This window comes from Methylobacterium sp. 092160098-2 (assembly GCF_028920805.1).
Classification (GTDB): domain Bacteria; phylum Pseudomonadota; class Alphaproteobacteria; order Rhizobiales; family Beijerinckiaceae; genus Methylobacterium; species Methylobacterium fujisawaense.
In genome coordinates, this window is the sequence record NZ_JAQPZJ010000002.1 from 470,233 (window position 1) to 493,677 (window position 23,445).

Genomic DNA, 23,445 nt, shown 5'->3' on the forward strand with positions numbered 1-23,445 from the left:
CCAAGCCGGTGATCGTGGTGGTCCTCACCGACCTACACCACGCCCAGGGACACGACCGATTGGCGCCGCCTCCGGGAACATATTATCGCAGCCGAAAACGCCACGACGCTGGATGCCGCGTCCGCTGTTCTGCGTGAAGCAGAGGACCCGCGGGGGACGGTTCTGGCGCGTGTAAGTGAGGGCCTCCTCGGGATCGATCTCCACGAAATCCCTAGAGACGAGAGCCTTGTCTTCCTCACCGGCAGACGGAGGGACGAGGTATGACGGACGTCATGGAAGCGGACCTGAGCAGCGAAGACTCAATCGAGCCGGTCACCATAGATCATATTGTACCTGACGATCTTGAGGTCGGGGCTTTCATTATCTACGAAGGAAGGCCGTTTAGTTTCCTTCATAAAGATGAAGGGTGTGCGCCACTTATTTTCAAATCCGAAACCGGCCCTCCTCGGCTGATTGAGCTGCTGCCGACCGAATATATTCACAAAATTGCGCTCGGCGAAATAAAAAGGCCTGGTAGAAAAAACATCGCCGGACTAAATGCAGAGCCTGAGTCGTATAGGCATGACGAGAAATTTGAGGCGCTTCCTAAAAAAGCGCGAGAAGTTGCAGGATTGAAGGATTTATATGTCGAAGAGTTTGCGCGCAGGATCCGAGACGCCGAAGAACGAGGTGAGAGGTTCGCGCGAAACGAAACGAATGCATTGATTGTTCGCGAAATCGTAGATGCTGCTCTACCAAAGGACGTTCATCCACCGGCCATGCGATCGGCCCGCAGCATTTTGCGTTGGTTGCAGAGATCGGAGCTTAAGAAGGGCTCTCCGATGGCGAACGTCCACGGCAACTACCAACGTCCATACAACCGTAAAATATCCCAACGTGTGCTGGACCTTATTGCCACGATCATTCGTGAACAAGCCGACACTCTACCTCATGCCTTGCGGCCAGGTATTATCCGCGGTCAAGTAAACACCAAAATTAAAGAAATAAATTTGGAGGAGAGTCTCCAAATACCGCCAGTAAGAACAACAACTGTGACTTCAGAGTTCAATCGTTACGACGGATGGATACGGCTTGCAGCTACAAAGGGTAAACATGCGGCGGACTTGGAATTCGGTGCCGTCGGAAAACTCGTCCGGCCAACACGTATCAATCAGCATTGGGAGCTTGACCATCACTCGATCGACCTCATCCCCATTTTAGGAAGCACAGAACTCGGGCAAATGTTGTCAAAATCGGCGTTAGGCAGATTGGACATAACTTTAGCGATAGACGTTTACTCGGGCTATCCCGTTGGATTCTACCCGTCTTTCGAAGGTACTGGTCTGCTGCCTTCTTTGATGTGCATTGCTCATGGCGTTCAGGAAAAGACCTACGTGGCTCAACGCTTCCCGCATATCAGCGGCTCACTGCTCGCACATGGCAAGCCTACCAAGGTCCGGTTCGATCGCGCACGGGAGTACGTCGGCAGACAGATGGCGAGATCTCTCCGCAGAGTTGGAATTGGCTTCGAGCTGGCGCGACCCAGATTTCCAGACGATAAACCATACATTGAACGATTTTTTGGAACGCTCGAGAATGATTTCGTCTCTTGGCTTAAAGGAAGAACCGGATCAAGCCCTCGTGACAGGGGTGCTGCAAACCCCGCGAAGGAGGCGGCTATTGAACTAGATGATTTCGTTGCGCTTCTGCACGAATATTTTATCACTGTTTACGCTCGCAGACCCCAAAGAGGTCTTGATTGGGAAACCCCGGAGCAACGCTGGCTGCGAGGTCTGCGAAACTATAAGCCTAGGCTTCTGACTCCTGATGAACAAGCTCGCGTAGACGTTCTTGCCTCCATTGAGGTAAAGGTGAACGCTGGCCGGGAGGGGATACAGTGGCGCAACAAGCATTATCAATCCCCGGAGCTTCAGAGCATCCGCCGTACGTCGGGTAATTTCGGAGTTCGCAAAAACTCTATGACTCCGCTGATTGGCAGAATTTCACTACGAGACGTCGGCGTTATATTCGTGTCCGTTCCTAATACTGATACTCCCTCAGAGATTGCTGTTCCCTGTACCGCAGCGGCAGCACACGGCAGGACTGTTTGGCAGGACGAAGTTGTACAGGCGCTTCTTCGCCAGAAGAAAAAGAATCCGCAATCGAAGATCGACTATGAGGATGGATTTTCGGCGCTGTTCCGCCGGTCGATTGGATGCATGGGCATCAAAACCGACAAAGCCTCGAAGCTTGGTTCATCTCGCGGTGCAGTTACCGCTGCACGATTTACCGGCGTGATGGTCGACGGCGTATGTAAACATGCTTTGACGCGTCTGGTTCGTGACGGCACTGCGCTTGATCTGTTCGGCCAATTGGCGGCGCAAGATAAAAGCCAGGCGGTCTGCGAAGAAAATATAAATGCAATAAATACGGATGATGAGGACATCGTCGATATCTACGATGACATGCCTGCCGATGAAATAGATATGAGCGATCTCCTCGGTGAGGAGGATTGAGGTGGCAATATTCCCTCACGAGCTTCCGCACAAGAAGCGGCTGGATTACATAGACAGGATCTTTATACGGCATGATGCGATCAAGATCGCCGCACAGGCTCTCCAGCACCTCACGTTCGCTCCGAATCGGCGCAGGGAAGGATCCGTAGGATATATACGCGGATATTCACGTTGCGGCAAAAGCGAAATTCTAAAACGTCACATCGAAGAACTTACTGGCACACAGGTCGGAAAGGGGCTTCAGCGGCTCATCGAAGGCAACGGCCATTTGATCGTTTACCTCGAGCTTTCTGCCGGGGAAACACCGCTAGGTGTTGCGACCCGATGGTTGCGCCTCTTCGAGGATTTGCGTGTGAGCGCACGGGGCCGCAGGTATGAGCCGCCCCTACGTGAGCGTGACGCGATTCAGCGCGCTATAGATATTTCCAATGACAACAACGTCACGCTTGTCGCGCTCGACGAGTACCAGAATTTGTTCAGAAGTGGATCTTCTGCGGCAGTCGATGCAGCCAGAAGTATGCTCATAACCATGCAGAATGCAGCAACGTTTCCGATCGCAATCACCGGTTCTCCGCTCCTAGAGGAATTGTTCTCGCGACATGAGGCAGTTAAGGAACGTGCGGGTCCAAGAGTACTCTTAAAGCCGCTGCCGTTCCGTGCGCGGAAAGAACAAATTGCGTTCGCTAGTGTAATTAAAAAATTTGAAGACAAGCTACCGTTCTTGCAGAAGCCGGGATTGTCGACGAAGGATTGGTTACAGTCGACATTTTTTGCAACGCGCGGCCGTCTTGGGCGGCTCACCCTGCTCACTCGCGCTGCGACTGATTTGGCATTCGCCGATTGCGCTGAGGGAACGATGCCTTCGACGTTGTCTATCAAGCATTTAAATCAAGCTTTCGATCTACTTCATGGCGACGATCCTACAATGAATGGCGTAAATCCTTGGGTCAAAGATTTCCAACTTCCCAATATTCCGCTGTCGGTCGAGGACGCAATGCGCATCAATTTGGACGATAGGAAGCGACGCAAAGGAAGGACGCTTTACGATGAGTGACGTGCCTCCTTCAGCGGCGCGGCTGCGTCGAACCGTACAAGCACAACCTGGGGAGGACCTAAGAAGTGTAGTCGTGCGCTACGCTCGGATAAAACGTATATCGGTCGAGATGCTTCTGCGTTTTGGCCTGCAGGTAGACGCGAATAGCTTAGCTTCTGTCCCGCTTCGCAGATACCAACTCGAGACGTTTGCGGACCTTGCGGGTCTCGAGCTGCAAAAGCTTGCAAATGATGCATTTGCCGAAGGTAAGAACGGCTTTGAGCTTTTCGGTCAGGACGCTGGCTTGGACGTCATCGAGCCACATCGGCGGCGAGTGGCACCCGGCATGCTCAAATCGGATGGTATTCCCTGGATCAGGGCGCACTGGCAAGTCGCCTGCCTTCCATGCGATCCGGACACTGGGGAATGTTTTGTTCAAATCTGTCCTACATGTCAGAAGTCGCTTTCTTGGGTAGGAATCGAGAGTGTCTATCTGTGTCAAAACTGCGCTATCGATTTGCGTATGGTCGCGCCCCGGTACGCCTCAGAGAGGAAACAGGAGTTGGCCAAGCTAATGGTCGGCGTGCTGCGTCGCGACGCGAACGCCCTCACGCAGTTGCCGGCCATAATTGCGCATTCAACTGCCCGCGAGCAACTCGCCTTCTTCTCGGTTCTCGCCAGTCTATCCTTCATTGTCGCAGGCCGTATCTTGCCACATGGGGCATTTGCAACTTTCCGCGGCCTTGAGCTTGCGCTCGAATATCCCTCTTGTCTCGATGGCATAATCGCAGATATAGTCCGGTCTCATGAAGAATGTAGCATTAAATTGGGCTGGTTTGCGGCGTTCATGGAAGTACGTTGTCGAGTAAAATTGCTCCCTTCCGGAAAGCTTAAGCGATCGATGGAGAGGCGTATCTTTAGAATTATGGGAATTGACGAGAAAAACTACATGGTTGTTCGCAGGGTCAGGCCTGATTTTTCTTCGGAATCTTGGCGATCAATTTCCTTTAAATACCAGAGTTTCCTGAGAGGCGTCCCAGCCAATCGTGAACCGGAATCATTGCCCGTGGGCGTAATCGATATGCCGGGCCCATTTCAGTCTTGATTTTTTCAACAATTTCGAGTTCTGCGACTCTCCTGAGGCAGGACTCGGCTTCGTCTTTTCCTAATATCTCTCGTTCGATGTCGCGCATCGTCTTGTAATCATCCGAGATGAATTCCAGCAGGAGTCTCACTCCTGGGTGGTACAATGCCTTGAAAAACAGATCTTCCCGCGCAAGTTGAGAGATCATGTTGCATTGTGGACGGCCGGATGCGTCGTCGAAAATATTAAGCTTGCTCGTATTTTGATTTGAGGGTTCCGCGCGAGTGCTACGGCGGGGCGGCTGCGCGGGTGATGCCCTTTCCATGTCCCACTCCCTCGAAATCAGTCTCTCAACTGCTGCAACATCAGGTGCGGAGTCGTGATGTGAACAGGCTCGCCGCGCCGAATCCATATGTCCGAAATCTGGCTAGAGCGTGCGTAGCTACAGCTGTTTAACCGTTCTGCGCTCGGTGTCTATCGGTCGGTTCAATAAAGCTGGCTTTCACCCTGTCAATGAGGAGCTATCGTGCGGTCGATCCAGTGTCAGAATATTTGTTCGAACTGCTTTTTGGTGTCAATTCGCCGGCATTCGGTGACAGAATAAGAGTGTCGTCGGCGGTGAGATCGCTTGAGAGCTCAGATTATTTCGGTGCCAATTTATTCCGAGCCCGACACGGGCTTCGCACAGGCCGCCATCGTCGGCCGGTTCGAGGCCGGACCCGCCGCGATCCGGGTCGAGGCTTGAAGGGGGGGCGATGCCACCTCGTGACGCGCTCGCCGCTCCGATGCTGCGCGACAAGGTGCACGGAGCGTCCTCGGCGTTCACGTCCTAGAGCCTGCTGCGCAAGGCGGGCAACGCGGCCTCGACACCGTGCCGAACCGGTGGTCGTCGCGGGCTTGATCGATCGGCCCGAGCGGGTGATAGAGGCCCTATGCGCGGGGGCCGTCGCGTTCACGGTCGGCACGGCAGTGTTGGATGGCGTCTTCCAGGCCCAATCGTCCGCGCTCGCCGACCAGTTCGAGGCCATCCGGGCTGCGCTCGCGGCCGCGTGGGGCTGCAACAAGAGCCCTCCACAGCAAGGAGCGACATCATGGACAAGGTCAACCTCGCGAAGGCGTTCAGCACGTTCTCGGACCACTGGAGCCCCAAGATCGCCGGCGACCTGGGCGACTTTCAGGTCAAGCTCGCCAAGTTTAGGGGTTCCTTTCACTGGCACCAGCACGACCAGGAGGACGAACTCTTCCTCGTCGTCGAGGGTCGGTTGCGAATGAGCTTCCGCGACCGGCCGGCGCTTGATCTCGATCCGGGCGAGTTCATCATCGTCCCTCACGGGACCGAGCACTTGCCGGAGGCGCTCACCGACGAGTGCCATGTCGTGCTGTTGGAGCCGAACACCACGCTGAACACCGGCAACGTCGAGAATGAGCACACCATTCGCGAGCTCGGCCGGGTCGCCTGATGGGGCACGACCCGCATTCGGTCGAGGATCTCTGGGCGCTGCTGCCGCAACTGCGTGCGGCGCGCTGGGGGACCTGGCGCATGCCTTCGACGTGGACATTCTCCACCGCTCGAGCTTCGCCCCGGCGCAGCGGACGGTGATCTACCACCAAGATCCCGGCGTGGGCAGCAAGAAACACGGCTTCCTTGCCGAGGAGTGGCGATTGCAGGGCCAGTGGGGCGCGCATGTCGACCCGCCAGCTCAGTTCGTGCGGGTCCCCCGCTTCCTGCATCGGATAGCGGTGCAGAGCTGGTCTTTCCGCTCGTCGTGTCGATCATCGGCGAGCACACGGTAACCGATCCGGATTACCGTGCGAGGCTTGAGGATGTCCGAGCCTGGGAAGGACACAACGGACCCATGCCGGCGGGCGCCTTCGTCGCGCCGCGGACCGACTGGTCGCGTCGCTGGCCCAGCCAGGAGGGCATGCTGAACCGGCATGTGGCCGGCATGTGCCACTTCCCGGCTGGAGCCGCGACGTTCCTGCCTACGTGCATGAGGAACGAGACATCACCGCTTCCGGGTATGACACCACCGATACCGACCCGGACGTGATCGTCAGCGGAGGCGCCGTGTTCTTGGAAGCCTACGCTCTCGGATTGCCCCGCCGGCAGGTCGAGCTGACGGTCAATCTCGATCAGGTGCACATGTGCGGCTGTCTGCCGGTCGCGAGTTGGCCAAAGATGAAGCAGAGCGCGGGCTTTCCCGCACGGATTTTCGCCCTAATGCCGGCCGCCGGCGATAGCGACCTGCCAAATCGAGCCGGCCGGTCCGCGGAGGACGTGGGGCTGAGCCCCGCTCGGATCGGATGACGCTTTGGCTCGTCGGGCTGGAAGCACCGTGCGATCGGGAGGCCGGCTTGAAGCCACCCCGATTGATCTCGTATCGTTGCATATCGCGCTTCAGGTCAACGAGCTTGGAAGCATTCGGTGCGCCGCCGAGGTACTCGGATCGCCGGCGTCCGTAGTGAGCCGTCGAATTCGTGCGCTCGAGGACACGCTGCCGGTTTCGCTGTTCGATGGGTCGGCTCGTGGCGTAGAGCCGACGATCGCCGGGCATCGGCTGCGGAGTGCTGCACGGTCCATCATCGTCGATTCCGAACACACGGTTCGTTCCGCACTCGCCCTCGACATAGATCGAATGGGATCGCTTCGGGGAGCTGGTCGCAGCCATCGCCGCGGGACAAGCGTGTCAGCTTCTCGACGCGTACAGCCCGACTCATGCAAGTATCGACAACGACCATACGGACGGCCTACTTGGGTTCAGACTTGATCACGGTCCGCCAACTTCGCCAATGCTCGGCGAAGCGAGCCCGCATTTGCCTCGCCGAGACGAGCCAAACACTCCGCCTGCATGTGCTCCCACAGTGGAACGGTTTCGTCGAGACGGGCACGGCCCACCTCTGTTAGGTGAACGCGCCGGGCACGCCGATCGTCCGGATCGGGTTCGATCGTGATCAACCCACGCCGCTCGAGCAGCTTGATGTTGGCCGTGAGCGTGCTTTTATCGAGGGCAAGCTCATCGGCCAATTCACGCATCGTCGGTCCGTCAGCACAGGCGAGCACGGTGAGAAGTGTGAACTGCCAGTTCGAAAGACCGACGGCTCGGAACGCCGCGTCGAACTCGCGCCCGATCACGCGGGCGGCGCGCTGGACGGCGACGCAGATGCATGCCTGCTCGATGGCTGCAGCCGCGACGGGGGTCAGCTTGAAGGACGAGGGCACGTCGTGGTTCCAAACGGAAGCTGGTTCTAGGATATAGATCGAGCGAGCGCTCATGCGAGCCGCCGAGCCGGACCTCCAAGAAGTTTGATATCACATCATGTGCGCCGGCGCACGTGCCGCGGACGAAAATGGTTTTATATAAAACTTGTTCAACGAGCGGCGCCATTCGCCGCCTCGAATCAATCGCGGCAGAGACCCGCTCAGGCTCGACGGAGATCCAAGATGTTCATGCGCACGATGTCAGCGTTCACGGTCGCGTTTGCCTTGACCGCCACCACGCTGCCGGCCGCGGCCCAGCAGAGCCGCACCTTCACCGCCTGGGGCCACGAATTCGTCGCGCCGGAGATCGACCCCCGGGAGATCACGCCCGCCGCCCCGAACGGCGCGGGCCCTGCCCCGTTGCGCAGCAACGGTCGGACCACCGCCTACACCGCCTCTTCCGGACAGCCTGCGACCACGGCATCGACGGCTCGGAACCCGACGCGAGCCATCGACGTCCGGGGCGCCCGCTTTGAAGTTCCGGCGCGGTGATGCGTCGTACCCTCTCCTGGACGGCGAAGGTGCATCTCGTCTCCGCCGGCACAACTTCGCAATAGAAAGCTCGATTCCCATGTCCAATCACTCTCTTGTTTCCGGCCGAAGCGGCGCCTTTGTCGAAGTCGGTCCGGCTTTGACTGCGATCGAGCGGTACGGGGATCACCTGACCCGAGCGGCGCTCTACGGTTCGCTCGCCGTCATCTACGCTTGGTTCGGGGGAATGAAGTTTACAGCCTATGAAGCGGAAGGACTGGTTCCGCTGGTCGGCAACAGCCCGCTGTTGAGCTGGTTCTACAGCATCTTCAGCGTGCGTGGCTTCTCGGCTTTCCTCGGCGTGCTCGAACTCAGCATCGGCGCCCTCGTCGCCGCGCGGCTCGTCAACCCCAAGCTCTCCGCGCTCGGCGGTCTCCTGTCGGCCGGCCTCTTCGTCACGACCCTGAGCTTTATGGCGTCGACGCCCGGTGTCGCCGCGCCGGAGCTCGGCTTCCCCGCCATCTCGGTGTCGATCGGTCAGTTCCTCCTCAAGGATGTCGGCCTGCTCGCCATTTCGCTTTGGATTGCCGCCGACTCGCTCAAGGCGATCCGTCACCGTCGCGACTGATTTGTCGCCGGCCTCGGATACCGACCATTAATGAGGAGACCCACCATGCAACGCATCGCTTCCATCGACCCGGTCACGGCGACCGGTAGCGTCAAAGATCTGCTTGAGGGTGTGAGAACGCAGCTCGGTGTCGTACCGAACCTTCACAAGGTCCTCGCGCAGAGCTCGGCCGGCCTGGAAGGCGTGCTGGCCTTCTCCGGTGCTCTCGCACGGGGTACGCTCGATCCCGCGACGCGCGAGCGCATCGCGCTGGCCATTGCGAACGTCAACGGCTGCGACTACTGCAACGCCGCCCACACGGCGCTCGCCAAGCACCGCAAGCTGGATGAGGCGGAGATCGCGGCCAACCGCACAGGCCGCTCGACCGACGCCCGCGCGGATGTGGCGGTCAACTTCGCCCGCAAGATCGCGGTCACCCGCGCCGATGTCGCTGAGGACGACCTCGCGGCTTTGCGCAGGGTCGGTTACACGGACGCGCAGATCGTCGAGATCGTGCTTCATGTCGCGGTCAACGTGCTGACCAACTACGTCAACGAGGTGTTCAAGACCGAGGTCGACTTCCCGCATATCGGGCCTGCCACGCGCATCGCGGGCTGACGTCGAGCGGAGCCGGAGCCTCGGCACATGGGCTCTGGCTCCGTCGTGGGAGTGCGGATCACCGCCGTGGGGCGCATGAGCTCCGTTTCGACGCACTCTCTTTAACCGGACCGTCATTCATTTCGGCGGAGAGCGCTCCAGCCCGACGCGCTGCGTTCTCCGATCGTATGACGAGGTCCAGCTAGTGCTCTGACGCCGACAAAGCGTACACAAGGCAGCGCCGTTTTCGCATCGATAGCAGCAAGTTAACGGACAGGCACGTGGTGCGTTCGTTGGCGTCTGTGCACTAGCGGCCGTTCCGGGCGATCCACGCCCCCGCCCAAGATCGCCGGAAGACCCCGTTATGATCCAGTTCACCGTCCATACTACCGACCTCTGCTCCGGAGCTTCGAAGGTGGTGCTCGCCGACGTCGAACAGGCGCTCGGCTTCGTGCCGCGTGCGCTGAACTATGGGCGCCCGGATCGGAGGGGGGACTGCTCGTGAACACGCCGGCGATCATCGCCCTTTTGGCACAAGGCCGGGATAGCCAACCAGTCAAGCGGCCGAAGGGACGAGCAGAGTACACCGAATCCGTGGCGTTCCAGACGCGCAACGACGATGAGGCTTGGAAGCCTTGGGCCGAGCCGAACCGCGAGCACCATGACTTGACACTTCGGTTCTGCACATTCGACTGCGACATTTTGCAAGACGATAATTATCAATTTCATACTCAAAAATCACTAAGTAGCATTTACTTGGTGTGTCTAGATGAACACCCGCGGCTTCCGATCGGCGGATTTCGCACCCTGAATATCTACGTACCTGAACCGTCGCTTGGCGATATAGTCGAGTCCGGGGATTCAGTTTCGTCTGCTGCGCCAACAGGATCGATTGACCCCAGAGCCGTTCCTGACTGGCAACTTCGTCGCCTTGAAGTCGAGATGCTGGCTGAAATGCGCATGGCTCGACCTTTATCGCGTCTTCGCATCGATACGTTGGGACTGGAGGTTGCGGTCCATCTTCTTCGGCAGCACTCGTCCATGAACGGCGCAGTCCGTTGGGAATCCCTCGGTCCGCGCCGTAGCCGTTTCGATCCCGCCGTCGGAAGGGCGATCGAGTACATGGAATCGCGTTGGGCCGACGATATCAGGCTGGTGGACGTGGCTCGCGCGGCGCAGCTATCTCCACGCAAGCTCACGACTCTTGTTGCCAAGGCAACGGGTTTGCCTCCCCACCGTTGGCTCATGCGCCGTCGTATCGAACGCGCGTGCGAAATGCTGCTCGATCCGCGCCGCTCGATCACCGAGGTCGCCTTTGCGTGCGGATTCCACTCCTCGCAGCACTTCGCGACCAGGTTTCGCAAGCAGATTGGTTGTACGCCGAGTGCATATCGACGGGAGCGGCTCTCGTGAATTTTTCTGACACTCCACACCGAAGCGACGGCTGCAGCAGGATTCTCAATTTTTTCGGAGAGGACTTTGCATGCACGTCTGGATAAATTCCAGCAACGAGTATTGCATATTGCTTTAGTTAATTTGATACATTAAATAATTACTTTTGTCCCGTGATATATCGATATTGTAATTATGATATACATTAACTAGATATTTTTTGTTTTATCAATCGAAGACAATAAATGCCCCCTGCCAATAAATAAGAAAGATGAAACTTACGAGATCACGCGGCGGCAGGTTGTTCGGACCTCTTAGTGAACAGAGCGCCTGGCCCATTCGCTCAGGCTGATGGAGGTGATGCGCGGGGATCAGTCGACGAGCCCGTTGCAGGCGTCGCAGCAGAGGTCGAGGGCAATGGCGCTAGGATGATGACAACAACCGCGAGCTTCGTCGTGATGTGCCATCCAGCTTGATCGAGCAGCAGCGTGGCCTCAGCGGGCAAGGACTGGGTAACCTTTGACGTACAGCCAGTCGGTGGCTTGCGCCGGGGTGTGGCAGCCCAGACATTCCTGGCGATAGTCGAGCGTCTTGGTCTTGTCCGGGCTCCCTTTGTCGAACCATGCCCAGCCCCACCCGTCACCCCAAAGCGGATTGCCCGGGTAGCTGCCGCGATCGTCTTTCACCATCATGAACCAACCGGCTAGACCGGCGGCCCGACTCACCCGGCCGGTGGTCATGTCCTCGCTCTCGGCGTTGAACACCTCCTTCACCAAGACGGTGCCATTTTTGAACCGGCCGTTGGCTCGATACTCGTCGATCGCGCCCGGAGAGACGTAGACCGTATGCATCTCCTTCGAGCCTGGCACGGTATCGGAGGCGACAGCCCAGGTGCCGAGGAACTGGTAAGCCGCTCGATAGTCGAGAGGTAGACGCATGGTGCCGGCGACGTCGACCAGCCCAACCGACGCCCTCGGGGTTTCTGCAACGTTCGCGGACCGTACCTGTTGGGCGAGCAAGCCTGTCGCCGCGGCGAGCGTCGCTCCGCAGGTTAGAAGAAGAGTAGCCGAGGGAAGACGGCGACGGAACATATGATCCTCCACTGACAACGCCGAGCGCTTGGGCCCCTAGTTCTTGCCGACGCGCTCCAGCAAGCCACGCAGCACCGGGTAGTGCTGAATGAATACGAAATCCCGGCCGGCGTTTGCAGCATGGCAGGCATTGCAGGTCTCGACGGCCTTTACCTCGGTCGCCGAGGCGTATTGTGCCTCGGGCACGTGACCGAAGGAGAAGTAGGCCCATTGACCCGGTTCGTTCGCGAAGCGACGCGAGTCCTTCACAGCCGCCTCGAGACCGGCATACTCTGCCATGAAATAGCCTTTGCCGCTCGATTCCGTGATCGCGCCGTTTGCCGGGTCCGTCGTGCTGTTGATCTGCTGGCGCACGAGCTCCTTGACGATCACAGTACCTTCGCGGAACTCTCCCGTCCGTTTGAAGTGCTCCCAAGCAGTCGGCTCGACATAGACGATGTGAAACTCCGGGAATGGCGCCTCCGGTAGGTTGAGCCGGTTCGGCGTCAGCGGCGTGCCGATGAACGGCCACTCGCGCCAGCCGATCGGGCGCACCAGCCGGCCGTCCGGCAGGTACTCGGCGACGTACGGGGTCCGCCTGCCGTCGACCGTGTACGGCTGGGCCGGCGGACGACCGGATTCGGCCGCGGCCGCAGCCCGCTCCTGCGGCTGGTTCTGCCGGGCTGCGCCGCTTTGCTGCGGGGGTGGCGTCTGCCTAAGCTGCTCCGGGGTGCGCTCCTGCGACTGGGTCTGTCGGGGCTGCGGTTCGCCGCTCGGCTGGGGCGGCGGTACTTGCCCCGACCGCGCCGTACCGGCCGCGGGCGGCGGCGTGGTCTGCGCCTCGGAGCTCTGGATCCCGCCACAGCCGACCATCAGGGCGACAGCCCCGGCCGTCCGAAGCAGCGTCCAGCGATGACGAGACATGAAGAACATTTTCGGATCCTCCGGATTGCGGCATGGCCCGAACGGCGCGTCAGGGCGAAGCTCGACGGTTCGGCACGCGCGCGTGTTCCTGGCCGGTTGCCGGGCCAGCCCGAGATATGAGGCACACGACCAGCCCTCTGCAAGATCACGCCCGGTTCGCAGGCGACGCGTAAGGGTGCCCGCGCCGACGCGCGATTGCGTTCACGAAAAAGAGGCGACGTTCACGATCCGGAGCATGGGTCAGGTCGACGCGATCCATGCCGCAGCGCAAAGCACAACGGACGCGGTCGGCGGTATCGCGGCGACGATCGCGCAGTCGAGTGGCACGGCGCGCGCCGTCGCCGCTGCCGCCGACGACCAGGATCAGGTCGGCCAGGAGATCGCCCGTGCCATCGCGAGTGCGGCCGAGCAGACCATCGCCGGGCGCATCGGGACGATGCGAGCGGCGGCCGCCTCCAACGGGGGTCCGAGCGGGCGCGGTGCGAGCGGACGCCGGGCAGCGAATCAGGGCTCTCACATCCCGCGGAGCGCGATACCAGCCTTTCCTGAACGCGTGCGCACAGCCTGAGCGACGTGCGACGAGGCTGCAGGTTCATATGCGGCCCTCGTCCGAACCGGGTTGCGCGCGCGATCGTCAGGCGGCTCGCGCGGCCTGTTCAGTCGCCGCGATCAGCTGCCGCAGATCGGCGACCGGCAGCGGACGGCTGAACAGGTAGCCCTGCATCTCGTCGCAACCCTCATGCTGCAGGTGATCGCGCTGCGCCGCGGTCTCGACACCTTCGGCCACTGTCGTGATGCCCAGATCGGCACCGAGTCCGGCCACCGCCCGCACGATCGCCGCGCAGTGGCGGTTGACACCGAGCTCGCGCACAAAGGACTGATCGATCTTGATCTTGTCGAAGGGAAACGTCCGGAGATAGCTCAAGGAGGAGTAGCCCGTCCCGAAATCGTCCATGGCGATGCGCACGCCGAGGTTGCGCAGCCGGTGTAGGACCGCCAGGTTGGCGTCGCTGTCGGCGAGCAGCACCGACTCCGTGATCTCCAGCTCCAGTCGGCTGGGATCGAGCCCGGCGTTCGCCAGGGCCGACACGACGGCCGGGACGAGGCTCTGCTGACGGAACTGCACGGGCGAGAGATTGACCGCGACCTTGATCTCGCCCGGCCAGGTTGCCGCCTCCCGGCACGCTTCGCGCAGGACCCATTCGCCGATCGGCGCGATCAGGCCGGTCTCCTCGGCGATCGGGATGAACTCGGCCGGCGAGACGAAGCCACGCTCGGGATGGCGCCAGCGCAGCAGCGCCTCGCAGGCGTTGATGCGGTTCTCCCGCAGGTTCAGGAGCGGCTGGTAGAACAGCTCCAAGGCGCCGGTGTTCAGCGCCTCGCGCAGCTCGCGCTCCAGCGTACGACGCGCCTGGATGCGGGCGTTCATCTCCGGCTCGAAGAACCGGAACGTGCCGCGTCGCTCCGCTTTGGCCTGATACAGCGCGAGGTCGGCGTTGTTGAGCAGAAGGTCCGGCGTGGTCCCGTCGCCCGGCAGCATCGCGATACCGAGGCTCGCTCCGATCACCACCTTCTGACCGATGATGGAGAACGGCTGCGCCAAGCACTCGACCAGGCGCGCGGCGAGCTGGCCCGCAGCTTCAGGCGACGGCGCGCTCGCCTGCAGGATGGCGAACTCGTCACCGCCGAAGCGGGCGACCAAGTCCTCCTCGCGCACGCAGTGCCGGAGGCGATCCGCCACCGCGCGCAGCAGCGCGTCGCCGGCTGCGTGTCCCAGCGTGTCGTTGACTGCCTTGAACCCGTCGAGATCGAGGCAGAGCACGGCCGCCGGCTCGGCATGACGATGCTGTCGCTCGAGCGCGTCGCTCAGACGTTCGCGGAAGCAGGCACGGTTCGGCAGGTCGGTGAGCGGGTCGTGGTGTGCCATGTGAGCGATCCGCGCCTCAACGGCGCGGCGCTCCGTCACGTCCTCGGCGATCCCGAGCAGGTACTGCGGTCGCCCTTCCTCGTCGCTCACGGCGAGCTTCTTGACGTGCAGGAGGCGCGTACCGTTGCCGCGCGTCTCGAATTGACGCTCCTCGACGATCGCGTCCCGACCGCTGGCGCGAAACAGCGCCGCGTCCTGATCCAGCACGGCCCGGGCCGTCGTGTGCTGAAACAGAGCATGCGACGGCCCTCCGATCAGTTCGTCGCGCGGCACGCCGAGCAGGGCCTCGCAGGCACGGTTGACGAGCAGGAGGCGGTGATCAACCGCATCCTGCACGTAGAGCATCGCGGGGATGTTCTCGATCACCGTGTCGAGGAAGCTGCGCGTGCGGCGCAGTTCCGCCTCGGCGAGCTGGCGCTCGGTGACGTCGATGCTCGCAGCGAGCACGGCCGGCCGGCCCCGCAGCATGAGCGGACGCACGTAAGGCAGGATCTGGATCACCGATCCATCCGCCTTGCAATGACGCCAGATCCGCTCGCCATCGTAGGGCTTCGTCCGGTTCGCGAAGACGATCTGCAGTTCGGCACGGTCCGCCTCCGGTCGGATGTCGTGGGCTGTCATCGCCAGGAAGCGGTCGCGGCTGTAGCCGTAGTGCTCGACGGCGGCGGTGTTGACGTCGAGGAAGCGCAAGGATCCGGCGTCCAAGACCCACATCGGAACCGGGTTGGCCTCGAACAACATCCGGAAGGAGGCTTCGCGGGTGCGCAGCTCCGTGATGTCGACGAGGGTGACTACGAGCAGGTCGCCGAGTGGGGCTACGGCGATCTTGAGGTAGGATTCCGCATCGTCCCCGATGAATTCCAGCTCGAAATTGTCGCTTCCGCCGTTCTCGACGACACGGAACAGGCGAGCTGTGATCTCCTGCGCGTGATGACCCATGTAGACTTCGGAAAGATGCTGCCACAACAGGCTGTCCAACGACCGGCGCATCAGCTGCGCGGCGCCGGCGTTCAGGGTGACGATCTGCAGATCACACAGCTGTCCGTCCGCGTCGCGCACGGGCGCGAGGGCGAGAACCCCTTCCCGGGTCGACTGGTAGACTTGTTCGATGAGACTGGATCGGGTCTGGGGTTCGCTGACGTGGACGAGGGCGACCGGGAAGCCCCAGTGCGTGTGCAGGGGCAACGCGAGGATCTCGTGAACCTCGACGATGCCGTTCTCGACGCGGCTTGCAACCTGCCGCTCTGGCTGGCCGGTCCGGAGGGCGCGTCGCACGATTTGATCCAAGAGCCGCGCGCAGTCGCTCCGCTGGTGTCCGGCGGCATGACGGGGCGTCCCTTCGAGCCATGTAGCGACGGCTGATGCCGTTTGCAGGTGGACGAGATCTGGCCCGTCGAGGCGCACCAGCACCGTGCCATCGGCGAAACGACCGAGCGAGCCGAGAGCGATCTCTTCGTAAGGCGGCAACGCCATACCCGGCTTCCGAGCGGCATGCCAACGTTGGCTCAGGATGTGGGCAGCACTGCCCGCGAGTCCAGGCGGTCGTTGCTTGGTCTGAGGCGACATGGCGCGAAGAGCGTTCTGGCGGATGCGGGCGAATGACCGTTGGCCGAATTCGCTAAATATTTCTGAATAACCGATTGGATCGGTGACAAAAACCGCAGCGATAAGCCGGCTAGCGATATCTCTCAAGTCATGCGTGCGTGCGAAAATCCGCACCTGGAGCTCCTGAACACGGGTCTGTTACAGACATTCGACGTTTGAAACCGGAACGCGGAACATGAATCTTGATGATTTACACTCTGGATAGCCGTGCAGTCCTTGCCCGGCCTTCACAGCGTCCGAAAGCTCTTTCCCGCTCGCCCGCCCGGATCGGGACAGCGCGGCCGTCCCGATTTCCGTTCGTCGACGTCAGGCGTGGAAGGTGCATCGATCGTGCACGCCACATTCGGGGCTGCAGATCCAACCGACGGCGCTTTTCGACCGGTGCGAGGAATCGAACGGGCTCTCGATCACCTGCATGACGTTATGTGAAGGCGTCATCGCGCTGTCATGATGCACCTTCGTGATGTCTCCCCGACTTAAAAGCCGGGGCTTCCATGCCCGGACGGGCACGGCGTCTCACATCCGAGACGAGCGATATTCCGCGCGGCATTCTGGTCGCGCTCATGTTCTGATCCGCACTCGCCGCACGTCCACCGCCTGATGCTGAGACCGGCCAGCCCCGTGGGTCCACTGAGGCGCCCACAGAACGAACAGGTCCGTGTCGTGTTGGCTTCGTTCACCTCGGCGTAGGCGACCCCTGCGTGATCGCATTTGTACCGGAGCATGCCGCGTAGCGTAGACCATCCGGCGTCGAGCACGCTCTTCGCCATCCGGGTCTTCGTCATAGCCGAGGCCGACACGTCGCCGACCGTGATCTTGCGGGCGCGATCCACGAGCGCCCGAGAGAATTTGTGAAGCACATCCTTCCGCCGATTGGCGATCTTGGCGTGAATCGATTTGACCTGCCGCTTGCGCCTCTTGCGCTGCGCTTCGGCGAGCTTGGGTTCGAGGCAGCGATAGAACTGCGCCTGCTCAAGTCCTGTGCCGTCCGAGCACTTGGCGACGGACTTGAGCCCGAGATCGACGCCGATGTCATCGCGCCCGCGCCCCTGCGAACGGGGCACCTCGCACACGAGGTTGCAGTACCAACGGCCGCGCGCGTCTTGGCTGAAGTTGCCCGACTTGATCCGCCCCTCGACGGCGCGGTGCAGCCACAGGCGGAAGCGCTGGCCACGCAGGAGCACGGTTGTTCCGTCGAGGGCGATGTCTTGGTTCGTGAACGGCACCCACCCGAGCGCCCGCCTGGGCCCACGGCTCGCACGCCAGCGAAGCTTCGGACGGCGCGCAGCCTTCCGTTTTATGACGTACTGGTTGATCATCTCTTGCACGACCTGCGACGGAAGGCCGAGCAGCTTGCCACTGCCCTTGGTCAGAACGCGAAGCTGCTTCTTGGCCGCCCAGATCGGACCACGCTGTGCCGAGCGCATGCTGATCTCGTTAAAGTAGTTCCAGACCGTATTGACCGCATCGCCGAGCGCGATCAGCCGCTCGTCGCGTCCTTGACGCGGAAGCTGAAGGTCTTCAGAACCGTTTGGTCTGTAAGGGTGGTCACGCCCTTGACATAGGGCATCGAGACGGTTTGGTCTATGGAGCTTCGCACCGGGCGGCACGTCGTCTTCACCCTGCACGCCCACCTAGTGTTCACGACGAAGCGGCGGGGCAAGGTGCTGACCCGTGCGCACCTCGACCGGCTCCAAGCGATCTTCGCCAGCGTGTGTGCGGACTTCGAGGTCGAGTTGCGCGAGTTCAACGGCGAGCGGGACCACGTTCACCTGCTGGTGTTCTATCCGCCGAAGGTTCGGCTCTCGGAACTGGTCAACAGCTTGAAGGGAGTGTCGAGCCGCCTGCTGAAGAAGGAGTTCCCCGAGATCGCCTCGTTCTGGTCTGTCAGGAAGAGCCGAGGCGTGCTGTGGACACCGAGCTACTTCGCCGGGTCGGTGGGCGGCGCCCCGCTCTCGATCCTGAAGCAGTACATCGAGAACCAAGGTCGCTGATCGCGGCTGTCGCCGCGAGCGCGCCTACAACCTCTCCCTGAAAGAAGAGGGATTGGCGCGCGTTCCGCTAAGAGCGAAAGTCGAAACTCTACCCCGACACGTGGGTGAGAGCGTCGATGGCAGCTAGGATCTCGCGCCCTGGGTCCAGATCGGCGAAGGCCCGTGCCATCACACGAGCACGTTCGCGAAACCGCTGCTCCGTGAGCACCCTCTCGACGGCCCAACGCAAGGCGTCCACGGTCGGGCGGTTCGTCGCAAGATTCAAGCCGACGCCCGACCACTCGATCCGGGCTCCGACCTCGGCCTTGTCCTCGGTCAAGCCGGCGGAGACAATCGGAACGCCAGCGGCGAGAGCTTGTGAGACGCTTCCGTAGCCCCCGTTGGTTACCAGGAGATCGATTTTGGGGAGAAGCACGTCGAAAGGCAGAAAGGTGGCGACCCGGCCATTAGCCGGTATTTCACAGTGTATCTCCTCTACGGATCTCCCGCCAGTTGTTGCAACGATGAGAAGATCGTCGCGCCCCTCAAGCGCCTGGAGCGTCGGCTCAAGTAGTTCGCTGAAATCAGCGTTTGCGAGCGTGCCTTGTGTCACTAGGATGATGCTCTTGCCGCTCTCCAGATCCGGCCACCATTCCGGTACCGCGACCGCCATCGGCGTGGTCGGCAGCAGCCCGACAAAACGCAGTCCTGGAGGAAACGTACCGAAATCGTACTCGAACTCGCGGACGCTCGGCTGCAGGAATGCGTCGGGCAGTATCGCGAGCGATTGGGTCAACGAGGCTGGCAAAGGTCGCGCGCCGAGCCGGGCCAGGCGGGCGTCGGTGAGGGCGCGAACCGGTCGGACGAATGAGGCATCGAGACCCACCTTCAATGCGGCGTAGCGAGCACGCTCGATGTCGTCCCGGGCCGGGAGCAGCCCCATGCCGACCGGCGCATCGTCGGGACGGTCGAGGAACAGAAAGCTGATGTTGAGTACGATGATCGGAGGCCGGCACGTCGTCGCATCGAGAAGAAGCGGCAAGATCCCAAGAAACAGGCTGCCTGCCACGATCACATCCGGAGCCTCCGTCCGGATCGTCTCGCGCAGAACCGCGGCTTGCGTCGCCATCGGTTCGATGAAGCGGTGCTCGAATTCGTGCGTCCACCGCACCGGTCCAGGCGGCAGGTGCGGCTCCAGATAGGTCGCCGCACCCCTGTCTTCGTAAGCTGTGAGGCGCAAACCCGAAGATTCGACCTTCTGCCGAAACGAAGGATCGGTCACCACCAAGACGGTGTCGCCGCGCCTGGCCAGCAGTCGTCCCACAGCCAACAGGGGGTTGACGTGGCCCGTAAGGGGGCTGGCTGCAATCAAAACTTTCATGCCGACATCCGGCGCAATCCTCGATCAGGGTTAGTCACATTTATTTCGCGTGTGTCGCTCGGTCCGTTACCAGCGGTTCCGCAAGTATCGGCTGGCGCCTTCGCAATCGGCGTTGCGAAGTTCGGCCAAGGTGATGCGAACTCGCTCCTGCGGGGGAACCAGGAAGCCGCACCGCGTCCGTCGCTGGTCGGACGGCACGTGAAACAAGCCTTGTTCCATCGCATGTCAGGCGATCACCTCGAATGTGGCGCCTCATGCACGTGCGGCCGCCGCGCACGTCGCAACGGTGCCGCTCGCCATAGGACTGCGACCGATCTGAAATTGTCGACACGGGATATGCGGCGCAGCACCTGTTTTGGACGATAACGCACGCCAGTCCGCTTCCATGCCTGCCTTCGATCCGCAAAATCGAGCGGGAAATCGCGAAGATGGTAGGCTCGATGTCGTCGTCGCATGGGCTGCCGGTTCTCCAGGCCAGCGCGCGCTCAATCTTCGCCCGTGACATCCTGTGCGGAGTCGAAGGTCGCGTTGGATCCGGGTTCGATGGCCTTGGCCGCGTCCGCGCATCGACCGCGGTATGCGCTCGGATCGACGCCGTAGGCCGCCTTGAAGGCATGCGAGAAGTAGCTTCGACTGGTGTAGCCCACACTTGCGGCGATGACCTTCACGGGCATGGGCGACGTCGTCAGCAACTGTGCCGCGAGGCGCAGGCGGACCCGGTGCAGGTACTCGATGGGCCCCTCGCCGAAGATGGCGGAGAACCGCTCGGCGAACGCGGACCGGCTCATCCCGCAGAGTGCAGCGAGACTATCGACCGTGTGGGAGGCGCCGGGTGCGTCGAGGACCGCCGCGACGGCGCGCATGAGCCGCGGATCCCGCAGCGCCGCGAAGATTGGCGAACTGGTACCCCGCTCCTTCAGGTGAACCCGCAGCAGAATGGCGAGGCACTGCCTCATCAGCGCGCTCGTCACCTCCTGCGTGCCGAGTCCGGGCTGGACCAACTCCTCGATCATGAAGGCGAAGGCGTGCCGCAGTCGGTCGTTGCCCGACAGGTCCTCGATCAATGCGCCCTGCAGGCGGTCGAAGAGGCCGAGCGCGCCGGCGTAACTGGCCGAGATCGCGCCGCAAGCCACGAGGATGTCGCGACTGCCGTCGCCGGCCGTCAGCGCGACGAGGCCGTCGGGAAGCACCCTGAGCGCATCTCGAGCTGTAACCGTGTGCATGGCCCCGGCGAAACCGAGGGAGTGAGGAACGCCGCGCGGCGGAATCACCATGCTGTTCGGCCCGAAGGCCACGGGCTCCTGGTCGCCGACGACGATAGTCCCGGTGCCTGACAAGACATAATGGACGAGCAGGGCGTCAGCGATGCCCTGCTTCCGCAATCGCCACCCCGATTGAATCTCGCAGAATGCGAAGGCATGAACCCTCACCGTCAAAGTCGATAGTAATTTGACTAATACATGATCTGACATGTGTGCCGACCGAATCAAAGCGCAACGGATTTAAACGATATCGTGCCGGAAGACGAAATGAATTAGGAGTTGTAGCATGATACAACAAACCACACCCGTGAAGCACGCACGCAGCATAAGCCACGCTGGGATGCTCGACGTCCTTCCACGCGATCACGGTTCATGTCCGTGTTGAGAGGCAACCCTGGAACTGCGCCGACGCAGTCCACAGCTGTGCCTCGCCGGCTGCATCCCTGGCCGGTACGGGTCATGCACTGGACGAACGCCGCGGCGATGGTGGTGCTGATCGGGTCCGGCTGGGGCATCTACGACGATTCCGTCATCATCCACGGCATCTATTTCCCCAAGTCGGCCCGGATCGGATCCTGGGCGGCCGAGAGCCTGCTCTGGCACTTCGCCGCCATGTGGGTGCTGGTCGCCAACGGCGCCGCCTATCTCGTCTACGGCGTCGCGACCGGGCGCCTGCGCGAGCGCCTCCTGCCGATCCGTCCGCGCGAAATCGTGCAGACCGTCCGCGACACGTTGCGGCTCAAGCTCGCGCACGAGGACCTCACGACCTACAACGCCGTCCAGAAGATCCTCTACATCGTCGCCATCCTGGCCGGCATCGGCCAGGTCGTCAGCGGCCTGGCCATCTGGAAGCCGGTCCAGTTCTCCGGGCTCGTCGCGCTGCTCGGCGGGTTCCAGGGCGCGCGCCTCGTCCACTTCGCCGGCATGGCGGTGCTGGTCGGCTTCCTCGTCGTTCACGTCGTGCTGTCCCTGCTCGTGCCGCGAACGCTGTGGGCGATGCTGACCGGCGGCCCCGTACGCCGCCCGGCCCTCCCTGCCACGGCGCGGGAGGCGACGCGATGAGGTCGCCGTTCCGCCCCCTCAAGGTGCCGGATCCCGGCATCCTCGACGACCACCGCGCTTTGGTCCGGAGGATCGAGCGTCGCGGCCTCCTGCGGGGCGGCCTGTCGCTCGGCGCGCTCACGATGTTGACCGGCTGCGACGTGACGGACACGAGCGCGGTCGGGCGGGCGCTCCGTGCCATGTCCGACTTCAACGACGGCGTCCAGGCCGCCCTTTTCGATCCCCGAAAGCTCGCGCCCGAGTATCCGGGGTCCCAGGTGCTGAAGCCGCCGCGCTTCAACGCCTACTACGACGTCGAGGACGTCAAGCCGATCGACGGCGACGCGTGGCGGCTGGAACTCGCCGGGTTGATCTCCGACAAGCGGCCCTGGACGCGCCGCCGGATCGCGGAGCTGCCCGAGCGCGAGATCATCATTCGCCACGTCTGCGTCGAGGGCTGGGACTACATCGGGCAGTGGTCGGGCGTACCGCTCCGGGCGTTCCTGGAGCGCGTCGGCGCCGACCTCACCGCCAAGTACGTCGCCTTCAAGACGGCGGACGACTACCCGAGCAGCATCGACATGGCGACCGCGCTGCACCCCCAGACACTGCTCGCGACCAGATACGCCCGCGAAGAATTGCCTGACCCGTATGGATACCCGCTGCGCCTGCGCATGGCGGTCAAGCTCGGCTACAAGAATCCGAAGTGGATCACGGTCATCGAAGTCACCAACACCTACCCCGGCGGATACTGGGAGAGCCGCGGCTTCGGCTGGTTCGCAGGCCTATGAGCGTCCGCGCGATCCGGTGCGCCGTCGGCACCTGCCTGCTCACGCTGGCGCTCTCCGCATCGGCGCAGGCGCAGACGCCGGGCCCCTCCCCGGCCCCCGACCACATGCCGAAGCCCGGCATGACCGCGCCCGAGATGGCGGGTCGCGCGGCGGACCGGTTTCCGCAGCCGGTGCGCGTCGGCGACCTCGCCGGCCGCCTCCTGCTCCGGCCGGAGGAGTCCCAGTCCGTCCTCGGCCGCGTCACGGGGCTCGTGCGCCGCGGCGACGGCGCGGGCGAGATGGCCGTGCGCCTCGACGGTGCGTTGGGGCTGGGCTGGCTAGGCCTGCGAGCGGTCGCCTGGAGCGGATTCGGGTCCCGGCTCGTGGCCGTGCCGGTGGAGGCGGTGGCGCTCCTGGGCGAGCACGTCGCCCTCATGGGCCTGACGCCCGAGCGCCTGCGCGCGCTGCCGACCTTCACGCCCGGTTCCGCCACCGAGATACCGCCGGACGAGACGATCCGCCTCGGGATCGTCCGCCCCTTCCATTGACCACGC

24 protein-coding genes are annotated in these 23,445 nt (G+C 62.0%); 17 read left to right on the forward strand and 7 right to left on the reverse strand.

All coding sequences use genetic code 11. The features are described 5' to 3' along the window. Nucleotides 1–260: 260 nt before the first annotated feature. The 7 genes from PQI07_RS27595 to PQI07_RS37920 all read left to right on the forward strand — a co-directional run bounded on the left by PQI07_RS27595 (nucleotide 261) and on the right by PQI07_RS37920 (nucleotide 7,380). Nucleotides 261–2,495: a TnsB C-terminal domain-containing protein gene (locus PQI07_RS27595; protein WP_081948797.1), complete on the forward strand. Its 2,235-nt coding sequence runs from the start codon at nucleotides 261–263 to the stop codon at nucleotides 2,493–2,495. A gap of 1 nt (nucleotide 2,496) precedes the next feature. Next, complete coding sequence (locus PQI07_RS27600) at nucleotides 2,497–3,549, forward strand: AAA family ATPase (protein WP_179696867.1); 1,053 nt, start codon at nucleotides 2,497–2,499, stop codon at nucleotides 3,547–3,549. Continuing rightward, nucleotides 3,542–4,633: a hypothetical protein gene (locus PQI07_RS27605; RefSeq protein WP_139239620.1), complete on the forward strand. Its 1,092-nt coding sequence runs from the start codon at nucleotides 3,542–3,544 to the stop codon at nucleotides 4,631–4,633. Before PQI07_RS27600 ends, PQI07_RS27605 begins: the two co-directional genes overlap by 8 nt. A gap of 1,070 nt (nucleotides 4,634–5,703) precedes the next feature. Then, nucleotides 5,704–6,072 (forward strand): cupin domain-containing protein, encoded by a 369-nt coding sequence (locus tag PQI07_RS27610; protein ID WP_059408428.1) that lies wholly within the window; start codon nucleotides 5,704–5,706, stop codon nucleotides 6,070–6,072. A 306-nt stretch (nucleotides 6,073–6,378) separates the two neighbouring features. Beyond that, entirely contained in the window at nucleotides 6,379–6,663 is a 285-nt protein-coding gene (locus PQI07_RS37915; RefSeq protein WP_179239982.1) for a cyclase family protein, read from the forward strand. Further along, a complete protein-coding gene (locus PQI07_RS27615) occupies nucleotides 6,561–6,920 on the forward strand; it encodes a hypothetical protein (protein WP_179696548.1) in 360 nt (119 codons plus the stop codon). The genes PQI07_RS37915 and PQI07_RS27615 overlap by 103 nt, the downstream gene beginning before the upstream one ends. Before the next feature lie 28 nt (nucleotides 6,921–6,948). After that, nucleotides 6,949–7,380, forward strand: coding sequence for a LysR family transcriptional regulator (locus tag PQI07_RS37920; RefSeq protein WP_179239981.1), 432 nt, complete (start codon nucleotides 6,949–6,951; stop codon nucleotides 7,378–7,380). Here PQI07_RS37920 and PQI07_RS27620 read toward each other — a convergent pair. Further along, nucleotides 7,371–7,886, reverse strand: coding sequence for a MarR family winged helix-turn-helix transcriptional regulator (locus PQI07_RS27620; RefSeq protein WP_081948528.1), 516 nt, complete (start codon nucleotides 7,884–7,886; stop codon nucleotides 7,371–7,373). The genes PQI07_RS37920 and PQI07_RS27620 overlap by 10 nt on opposite strands. Before the next feature lie 168 nt (nucleotides 7,887–8,054). Here PQI07_RS27620 and PQI07_RS27625 point away from each other — a divergent pair, with 168 nt between their 5' ends. The 5 genes from PQI07_RS27625 (at nucleotide 8,055) to PQI07_RS27645 (ending at nucleotide 10,959) form a co-directional block, all read left to right on the forward strand. Next, a complete protein-coding gene (locus PQI07_RS27625) occupies nucleotides 8,055–8,363 on the forward strand; it encodes a hypothetical protein (protein WP_043378310.1) in 309 nt (102 codons plus the stop codon). Nucleotides 8,364–8,442: 79 nt separating this feature from the next. Beyond that, nucleotides 8,443–8,970, forward strand: a complete 528-nt coding sequence (locus tag PQI07_RS27630; RefSeq protein ID WP_043378313.1) for a YkgB family protein — start codon at nucleotides 8,443–8,445, stop codon at nucleotides 8,968–8,970. Nucleotides 8,971–9,015: 45 nt separating this feature from the next. Then, nucleotides 9,016–9,567, forward strand: coding sequence for a carboxymuconolactone decarboxylase family protein (locus PQI07_RS27635; protein ID WP_043378316.1), 552 nt, complete (start codon nucleotides 9,016–9,018; stop codon nucleotides 9,565–9,567). Nucleotides 9,568–9,910: 343 nt separating this feature from the next. Continuing rightward, nucleotides 9,911–10,051: a hypothetical protein gene (locus tag PQI07_RS27640; protein ID WP_158713259.1), complete on the forward strand. Its 141-nt coding sequence runs from the start codon at nucleotides 9,911–9,913 to the stop codon at nucleotides 10,049–10,051. After that, the gene (locus PQI07_RS27645) at nucleotides 10,048–10,959 is read left to right on the forward strand and encodes a helix-turn-helix domain-containing protein (protein WP_139239449.1); all 912 of its coding nucleotides are present in this window, start codon (nucleotides 10,048–10,050) and stop codon (nucleotides 10,957–10,959) included. The genes PQI07_RS27640 and PQI07_RS27645 overlap by 4 nt, the downstream gene beginning before the upstream one ends. Nucleotides 10,960–11,432: 473 nt before the next feature. Here the strand turns inward: PQI07_RS27645 and PQI07_RS27650 are convergent, their stop codons facing one another. Both PQI07_RS27650 and PQI07_RS27655 read right to left on the reverse strand, forming a co-directional pair. Next, nucleotides 11,433–12,029, reverse strand: coding sequence for a cytochrome P460 family protein (locus PQI07_RS27650; RefSeq protein WP_051975887.1), 597 nt, complete (start codon nucleotides 12,027–12,029; stop codon nucleotides 11,433–11,435). A gap of 36 nt (nucleotides 12,030–12,065) precedes the next feature. Beyond that, on the reverse strand, nucleotides 12,066–12,941 hold the full coding sequence (locus tag PQI07_RS27655) for a cytochrome P460 family protein (protein ID WP_051975888.1): 876 nt from the start codon (nucleotides 12,939–12,941) through the stop codon (nucleotides 12,066–12,068). Nucleotides 12,942–13,167: 226 nt separating this feature from the next. Between PQI07_RS27655 and PQI07_RS27660 the strand changes: the two genes are divergently transcribed. Beyond that, on the forward strand, nucleotides 13,168–13,500 hold the full coding sequence (locus PQI07_RS27660; protein WP_043378319.1) for a hypothetical protein: 333 nt from the start codon (nucleotides 13,168–13,170) through the stop codon (nucleotides 13,498–13,500). Between the two features lie 66 nt (nucleotides 13,501–13,566). On the opposite strand, the gene PQI07_RS27665 is transcribed toward PQI07_RS27660, so the two are convergent. Together PQI07_RS27665 and PQI07_RS27670 are read right to left on the reverse strand one after the other, a co-directional pair. Beyond that, nucleotides 13,567–16,578 (reverse strand): sensor domain-containing protein, encoded by a 3,012-nt coding sequence (locus PQI07_RS27665; RefSeq protein WP_143739264.1) that lies wholly within the window; start codon nucleotides 16,576–16,578, stop codon nucleotides 13,567–13,569. 362 nt (nucleotides 16,579–16,940) lie between these two features. Continuing rightward, complete coding sequence (locus PQI07_RS27670) at nucleotides 16,941–18,098, reverse strand: RNA-guided endonuclease InsQ/TnpB family protein (RefSeq protein WP_308445284.1); 1,158 nt, start codon at nucleotides 18,096–18,098, stop codon at nucleotides 16,941–16,943. On the opposite strand from PQI07_RS27670, the gene tnpA reads away from it, so the two are divergent. Further along, nucleotides 18,051–18,458, forward strand: a complete 408-nt coding sequence (tnpA, locus tag PQI07_RS27675; RefSeq protein ID WP_043378321.1) for an IS200/IS605 family transposase — start codon at nucleotides 18,051–18,053, stop codon at nucleotides 18,456–18,458. The two genes, PQI07_RS27670 and tnpA, sit on opposite strands and share 48 nt — an antisense overlap. An 88-nt stretch (nucleotides 18,459–18,546) precedes the next feature. Here the strand turns inward: tnpA and PQI07_RS27680 are convergent, their stop codons facing one another. Continuing rightward, nucleotides 18,547–19,818, reverse strand: coding sequence for a glycosyltransferase (locus PQI07_RS27680; protein WP_043378323.1), 1,272 nt, complete (start codon nucleotides 19,816–19,818; stop codon nucleotides 18,547–18,549). Nucleotides 19,819–20,303: 485 nt separating this feature from the next. Next, entirely contained in the window at nucleotides 20,304–21,290 is a 987-nt protein-coding gene (locus PQI07_RS27685) for an AraC family transcriptional regulator (protein ID WP_043378325.1), read from the reverse strand. A 162-nt stretch (nucleotides 21,291–21,452) separates the two neighbouring features. On the opposite strand from PQI07_RS27685, the gene PQI07_RS27690 reads away from it, so the two are divergent. Genes PQI07_RS27690 through PQI07_RS27700 form a run of 3 tightly spaced genes read left to right on the forward strand, consistent with a single transcriptional unit; the run spans nucleotide 21,453 to nucleotide 23,439 of the window. Beyond that, entirely contained in the window at nucleotides 21,453–22,142 is a 690-nt protein-coding gene (locus PQI07_RS27690) for a cytochrome b/b6 domain-containing protein (protein ID WP_051975891.1), read from the forward strand. Then, nucleotides 22,139–22,912, forward strand: coding sequence for a molybdopterin-dependent oxidoreductase (locus tag PQI07_RS27695; RefSeq protein WP_043378328.1), 774 nt, complete (start codon nucleotides 22,139–22,141; stop codon nucleotides 22,910–22,912). Before PQI07_RS27690 ends, PQI07_RS27695 begins: the two co-directional genes overlap by 4 nt. After that, entirely contained in the window at nucleotides 22,909–23,439 is a 531-nt protein-coding gene (locus tag PQI07_RS27700) for a hypothetical protein (protein ID WP_043378331.1), read from the forward strand. Before PQI07_RS27695 ends, PQI07_RS27700 begins: the two co-directional genes overlap by 4 nt. Nucleotides 23,440–23,445: the final 6 nt, after the last annotated feature.

Bases quoted from the DNA above. Each gene is read 5' to 3' on its own strand.
- PQI07_RS27700 (WP_043378331.1), top strand. From the start codon at position 22,909: ATGAGCGTCCGCGCGATCCGGTGCGCCGTCGGCACCTGCCTGCTCACG.
- PQI07_RS27640 (WP_158713259.1), top strand. From the start codon at position 9,911: ATGATCCAGTTCACCGTCCATACTACCGACCTCTGCTCCGGAGCTTCG.
- tnpA (WP_043378321.1), top strand. From the start codon at position 18,051: ATGGAGCTTCGCACCGGGCGGCACGTCGTCTTCACCCTGCACGCCCAC.
- PQI07_RS27650 (WP_051975887.1), bottom strand. From the start codon at position 12,029: ATGTTCCGTCGCCGTCTTCCCTCGGCTACTCTTCTTCTAACCTGCGGA.
- PQI07_RS27685 (WP_043378325.1), bottom strand. From the start codon at position 21,290: ATGTCAGATCATGTATTAGTCAAATTACTATCGACTTTGACGGTGAGG.
- PQI07_RS27635 (WP_043378316.1), top strand. From the start codon at position 9,016: ATGCAACGCATCGCTTCCATCGACCCGGTCACGGCGACCGGTAGCGTC.
- PQI07_RS27690 (WP_051975891.1), top strand. From the start codon at position 21,453: ATGTCCGTGTTGAGAGGCAACCCTGGAACTGCGCCGACGCAGTCCACA.
- PQI07_RS27695 (WP_043378328.1), top strand. From the start codon at position 22,139: ATGAGGTCGCCGTTCCGCCCCCTCAAGGTGCCGGATCCCGGCATCCTC.
- PQI07_RS27680 (WP_043378323.1), bottom strand. From the start codon at position 19,818: ATGAAAGTTTTGATTGCAGCCAGCCCCCTTACGGGCCACGTCAACCCC.
- PQI07_RS27610 (WP_059408428.1), top strand. From the start codon at position 5,704: ATGGACAAGGTCAACCTCGCGAAGGCGTTCAGCACGTTCTCGGACCAC.
- PQI07_RS27655 (WP_051975888.1), bottom strand. From the start codon at position 12,941: ATGTTCTTCATGTCTCGTCATCGCTGGACGCTGCTTCGGACGGCCGGG.
- PQI07_RS27620 (WP_081948528.1), bottom strand. From the start codon at position 7,886: ATGAGCGCTCGCTCGATCTATATCCTAGAACCAGCTTCCGTTTGGAAC.
- PQI07_RS27595 (WP_081948797.1), top strand. From the start codon at position 261: ATGACGGACGTCATGGAAGCGGACCTGAGCAGCGAAGACTCAATCGAG.
- PQI07_RS27625 (WP_043378310.1), top strand. From the start codon at position 8,055: ATGTTCATGCGCACGATGTCAGCGTTCACGGTCGCGTTTGCCTTGACC.
- PQI07_RS27660 (WP_043378319.1), top strand. From the start codon at position 13,168: ATGGGTCAGGTCGACGCGATCCATGCCGCAGCGCAAAGCACAACGGAC.
- PQI07_RS27605 (WP_139239620.1), top strand. From the start codon at position 3,542: ATGAGTGACGTGCCTCCTTCAGCGGCGCGGCTGCGTCGAACCGTACAA.
- PQI07_RS27630 (WP_043378313.1), top strand. From the start codon at position 8,443: ATGTCCAATCACTCTCTTGTTTCCGGCCGAAGCGGCGCCTTTGTCGAA.